This window comes from Dietzia sp. B19 (genome assembly GCF_014145155.1).
Taxonomy (GTDB): domain Bacteria; phylum Actinomycetota; class Actinomycetes; order Mycobacteriales; family Mycobacteriaceae; genus Dietzia; species Dietzia natronolimnaea.
On the sequence record NZ_JAALED010000261.1, the window covers coordinates 1 to 4355 of the forward strand.

3 protein-coding genes are annotated in these 4355 nt (G+C 71.9%); all 3 read left to right on the plus strand.

What is annotated here, in order from left to right; all coding sequences use genetic code 11:
- Positions 1-1770 (plus strand): penicillin-binding transpeptidase domain-containing protein (locus G6020_RS08370; RefSeq protein WP_182610309.1); only part of this gene is annotated, 1770 nt, incomplete at its 5' end.
- A 17-nt stretch (positions 1771-1787) separates the two neighbouring features.
- Positions 1788-2672 carry an SDR family NAD(P)-dependent oxidoreductase gene (locus tag G6020_RS08375; RefSeq protein WP_179523673.1) on the plus strand — a complete coding sequence of 295 codons (885 nt, stop codon included), beginning with the start codon at positions 1788-1790 and terminating at the stop codon, positions 2670-2672.
- A gap of 81 nt (positions 2673-2753) precedes the next feature.
- Positions 2754-4355 (plus strand): acyl-CoA dehydrogenase family protein (locus G6020_RS08380; protein ID WP_182610310.1); only part of this gene is annotated, 1602 nt, incomplete at its 3' end.

A 4355-nucleotide genomic window follows, 5' to 3' on the forward strand; every position in this document is an offset into this window, starting at 1 on the left:
GACCTCGCGGGGGCGGCCGCGCTCACCACCGATCCGGCCGCGGCGCAGGAGACCCTCGAGGCCAACGTGCTGGCGATGGGATTCACGCCGACCCTCTCCGCCGGGACCCCGGACGGGGACCGACGCCCGGACCGCGACCCCGTGACGGTCGAGATCACCTGGGACATGGGGACGGCCGGAGACGACGAGGCCGACAACGACGAGGCCGACGACGACGAGGCCGGCTCCGACCCGGCCGGCGGGACCCCCGGCACGGAAGGCGCCGCCCGCATCGTCACGACCACCGGCGAGGCGCGGACCACCAGGGTCGGCGAGGACTGGAAGGTCGAGTGGGCGCCGACGATCCTCGACACCCGCCTCGAGCCGGGGGGCACCCTGGCCTTCTCCGAGATCCTGGACTACGACACCTCGGTCCTCGACCGCACGGGCGAACCGCTGCTGCAGTGGACTCCGGTGACCGCGGTGACCCTGGCGCCGGGGGCGGTGGAGTCGGCCGACGCTGTCGCGGCGCTGGTGAACCCCGTGGTGCCGACGATCACAGGGCAGACGATCCGCGAGGGCATGACGGAGGCGGGGGACCAGCCGTACCAGATCGTCGCGCTCCGCCCGTCCGACATCGACCCGATCCGCGAGCAGCTCGCCGCCGTCCCGGGGGTGAGCCTGCCCGAGCAGGGCCAACTCATCCGCACCGACCGGGACCTCGACTCCCCCGCTCTCACCGGGTTGCCCGACGCCTGGACCGAGGCGCTGCAGGAGGAGGGCGGCTGGACCGCGGAGATCGTCAATCCCGACGCGGAACCGATCGAGCTCGGCAGCGCCCCGGTGGGCCAGGTCGACGACCTCGTCTCCACGCTGCAGATCTCGATGCAGCGGGCCGCCCAGCAGGCGGTGGACTCCTCCGCTCTGGGCGCCTCGATCGTGGCGATCCAGCCCTCGACGGGCGGAATCCTGGCCGTGGCGCAGAACTCCGCCGCCGACCGGCAGGGGCCGGTGTCCATGCAGGGCCGCTTCCCGCCGGGGTCGACGTTCAAGATCGTCACCACGGCCGCGGCGCTCGAGGCCGGCGTCGTGGGCCCGGACGAGGTCGTGCCCTGCCCGGCCTCGGTCACCGTGTCGGGGCGCACGATCCCCAACGACGACGACTTCGAGCTCGGCCCGGTGCCGCTGGAGACCGCCTTCGCCCGGTCGTGCAACACCAGCCAGGCCGTCATCAGCGACCGGCTGACGCCGGAGGCCATGAAGGACACGGCCGCGAAGCTCGGCCTGGGCGTCGGGTTCGTCGCCCCCGGCCTCGGAGCGGACACCTTCACCGGGTCCGTGCCCGTCACCGAGCAGGGCCCGGCCCGCGTGGAAGCGGCGATCGGGCAGGGCGAGGTGTTGGCCAGCCCGTTCGGGATGGCGGTCATGACGGCCTCGCTGGCAAACGGCGGGCGGATGATCCTGCCGCACGTCGTCGACGGGATGACCGGCGACGCCAACGACGCACCGGAACCGCTCGACCCCGGAGTCGTCGACACCCTGCGCCGGTACATGGAGCAGACCGTCCGATCGGGCACCGCGACGGCAGCCAATTCGATCCCCGGACTCGGGGGCAAGACCGGCACGGCCGAGGTCGGCACCGGTCCCGCCCACGGCTGGTTCGTCGGTTCCACCGGGGACATCGCCCTCGCGGTGCTCATCGAGGGAGCCGACTCCTCGGGGCCCGCGGTGTCGATGGCCGCCGGGTTCCTCGGCGCCGCAGGACAGCCCGCACCCCTCGCGCGCGGGTGAGACGGTAGTTTCGCGTCATGCGTCTCCCCCGCCTCCCGCTGTCCGACCTCCCCGTCCCCGGCCTCGCCCGGTTGCCGTTCGTCTCCTCCCCCTCCCCCGCGGACACCAACCGCCGGGTGCTGGTCACCGGCGGGGCGTCGGGTCTCGGTCTGGCGTTGGTCACGGCGTTCCTCGAGCGCGGCGACCGCGTGATGGTCGCGGACCTCGCGGCCACCGACGACCGGCCCGCCTCGGTCCCCGGGGATGCGCGCTATCTGCGTCTGGACGTGCGTTCCGAGGAGGAATGGCAGGCGGCGCGCGCGGAGATCGAGCAGATCTGGGGCGGCATCGACGTGCTGGTCAACAACGCGGGCATCGCCCAGGGCGGCCGCATCGAGTACCTCACCGAGGAGGACTGGCGGCTCATCACGGACATCAACCTGCTGGGTGTGGCGCGGGGCTGCCGCACCTTCGTGCCGATGCTCAAGGCGCAGGGCCACGGGCACCTGGTCAACACGGCGTCTCTCGCCGGGCTCGTACACCCGCCGACCATGGCCTCCTACACGGCGGTCAAGGCGGCCGTGGTGGCGATCTCCGAGACCCTGCGGTGGGAGCTGGAGCCGTTCGGGATCGACGTGTCCGTGCTGTGCCCGTCGTTCTTCCGCACCAACCTGGCTTCGAGCCTCAACTCCTCGGACCCCGCCGCGAGCGGATTCGCGAGCAAGCTCATCGACCGCTCCGAGCGCGGCGCGGACGAGATCGCAGCCGAGGTGATGACCGGTCTGGACGCCAAGGAGTTCCTGATCCTGCCCGACCCGGACGCCCGCAAGGCCTACCGCGGCAAGCGGTTCATGCCCGCCGCGTACGCCAGGACCATGCTCGGGATGGGGCAGAAGTTCGCCCGCGCCACCGGCGGGAGCTGACGGTCCCGCGGGCCGCCCGTCCCGGTTCCGCCGGGCACGGCCCGAGTCGGCACCGCGCCCGGGGCAAGTACCCTGCGGGGCATGACTCCCTCGCTCCCCCTCCCCTCCACCGTGATGTCCCGCGCCGATCTCGACTTCCTGCTCCACGACTGGCTGCGGGTGTCCGAGCTGTGCGGGCGTGAGCGGTACGCGGACCACTCCCGCGAGACCATCGACGCCGTGGTGGACCTGTCGGCCGAGCTCGCCGAGAAGTATTTCGCCCCGCACAACCGCAAGGCGGACCTCAACGAGCCCAGGCTCGTGGGCGAGGAGGTCGAGCTCATCCCGGAGATCGCCGAGGCGCTGCGCCGCTTCGCCGACGCCGACCTGGTGGGCGCCGCGATGGACGAGCGGGTGGGCGGGATGCAACTGCCCTACACCGCCTACCTGGCGTGCATGGCGTGGTTCTACGCGGCCAACGTCGCCACCGCGGCGTACCCGCTGCTCACCACCGGCAACGCCAACCTGTTGATCGAGCACGGCTCGGACGAGCAGATCGAGCGCTACGTCAAGCCGATGGTCGAGGGCCGGTTCACCGGCACCATGTGCCTGTCCGAGCCGCAGGCCGGCTCCAACCTCGCCGACATCACCACCCGCGCCGAGCCGCAGGACGACGGGACCTACCGGCTGTTCGGGCAGAAGATGTGGATCTCCGGCGGCGAGCACGCGATGTCCGAGAACATCGTGCACCTCGTACTGGCCAAGGTGCCCGGTTCGCCGGCCGGTACCCGCGGCATCAGCCTGTTCGTGGTGCCGAAGTACCTGGTCGACGAGGACGGTTCGATCGGGGAGCGCAACGACATCGTGATCACCGGCCTCAACCACAAGATGGGCTTCCGCGGCACGGTCAACACCATGCCCACCCTCGGCCAGGGCATGCACACCCCCGGCGGCCGACCGGGTGCGGTGGGTTACCTGGTGGGCGAGGAGAACACCGGCCTCAAGAAGATGTTCACCATGATGAACGAGGCCCGGCTCGGCGTGGGTCTGGGCGCCACGGCCCTCGGGTACACCGGGTACCTCAAGTCGCTCGACTACGCGCGCAACCGCCCTCAGGGGCGGACCGTCGGTGCCGATCCCTCCTCGCCGCAGGTCATGCTCACCGGGCACGCCGACGTGCGGCGGATGTTGCTGGCCCAGAAGTCCTACGTGGAGGGCGCCCTGGCGCTGGGGCTGTTCTGCGCGAGGCTCGTCGACGACGAGAAGACCGGATCCCCGGAGGAGGCCGCAGCCGCCTCCACCCTCCTGGACGTCCTCACCCCGATCGCCAAGTCGTGGCCGTCGCAGTGGTGCCTCAAGGCCAACGAACTCGCGGTACAGGTACTGGGCGGGGCCGGGTACACGATCGACTACGACGTCGAGCAGCACTACCGCGACAACCGCCTCAACCCGATCCACGAGGGCACGCACGGGATCCAGGCCCAGGATCTGCTCGGGCGCAAGGTCCTCGCCGGGGGTGGTGCCGGACTGGCCGCACTGAGCGAGCGCATCGCCGCCACCTGCGACCGGGCGGATGCGGCAGGCGGCCCGGCCGAGGAGTTCGCCGCGCTGCTCCGACCTCGGGTGACGCGCCTGATCGAGGTGACCACCGCACTCGCCGGGCTCGGGGCGACCGACCCGGAGGCGTTCCTGGCCGACGCCACC

Excerpts from the sequence above, each read along its gene's own strand:
- G6020_RS08375 (WP_179523673.1), top strand. The coding sequence starts at position 1,788 with ATGCGTCTCCCCCGCCTCCCGCTGTCCGACCTCCCCGTCCCCGGCCTC.